The following is a 1,231-nucleotide window of genomic DNA, read 5'->3' as shown; positions in this document are numbered from 1 at the left end:
TCGTAACTGTTGTTGTGAATGGGGTGACTTATACCGCAACAGTAAATTCAGCAAATGGTACGTGGAGTGTGAGTGTACCGGGCAGTGGTTTATTGGCAGATGGCGATAAGACCATCGATGCAAAAGTTACGTTTACAGATGCCGCAGGTAACAGTAGCAATGTAACGGATACACAAGTTTATACAGTGGATACCACTGCACCGAATGCGCCAGAGATTAATCCAATCAATGGTACAGATCCGATTACAGGAACAGCGGAGCCTGGTTCAACAGTAACGGTCACGTTCCCAGATGGTACAAGTGTTCAGGTGCCAACAGATCCAACGACTGGGGCATGGACCACACCAAATCCAGGTAACTTACCGAATGGCAGTACAGTAACAGCTGTAGCAACTGATCCGGCGGGTAACCCGTCTGTACCAGGGACTGAAACAGTGGATACGGTGGGACCAGATGTTTCTGGTACAACACTGAACATTGATCCAGTGACTGCAGATAACGTTATTAACGCGGCAGAATCGGCGGGGAATGTGACATTAACGGGGACATTAACAGGTGTACCTGCAGATGCTGCAACGACGGTTGTGACCGTTGTTGTGAATGGGGTGACTTATACCGCAACAGTGAACTCAGTAAATGGTACGTGGAGTGTGAGTGTACCGGGCAGTGGTTTATTGGCAGATGGCGATAAGACCATCGATGCAAAAGTTACGTTTACAGATGCAGCAGGTAACAGCAGCAATGTAACGGACACTCAAGTTTATACAGTGGACACCACTGCACCGAATGCACCAGTGCTTGATCCGATCAATGCGACCGACCCAATCAGTGGTACAGCAGAACCTGGTTCGACTGTGACCGTGACCTTCCCAGATGGTACAAGTGTTCAGGTACCAACAGACCCAACGACTGGGGCGTGGACGACACCAAATCCAGGTGGCTTGACCAATGGTGAGACCGTCACTGCAACAGCGACAGACCCAGCAGGTAACACCTCATTACCAAGTACAGGTACGGTTTCTACAGATGTGACTGCACCGATTGTGACGGTGGATGATGATCTGAGCAACGATGCAACCCCTGCATTGACGGGTACCGTGAATGATCCAACAGCCACGATTGTGGTGACTGTGGATGGTGTGAACTATCCAGCGGTGAACAATGGTGATGGTACTTGGACCTTGGCGGACAATACTTTACCGACCTTGGGTGAAGGCAACCATACTGTGAC

1 protein-coding gene is annotated in these 1,231 nt (G+C 49.8%); it reads left to right on the top strand.

Translation table 11 applies throughout. From position 1 onward, the window contains the following. Positions 1 to 1,231, top strand: a 1,231-nt coding sequence (locus tag V6E90_RS21420; protein ID WP_332606400.1) for an Ig-like domain-containing protein, incomplete at both ends; no start/stop codon positions are given.

The organism is Acinetobacter sp. ESBL14 (genome assembly GCF_036668815.1).
In the GTDB taxonomy this organism is placed as follows: Bacteria; Pseudomonadota; Gammaproteobacteria; order Pseudomonadales; family Moraxellaceae; genus Acinetobacter; species Acinetobacter gyllenbergii.
The sequence above is the reverse complement of the archived record's forward strand: the minus strand, read 5'-3'. Positions and strand labels throughout refer to the sequence as shown.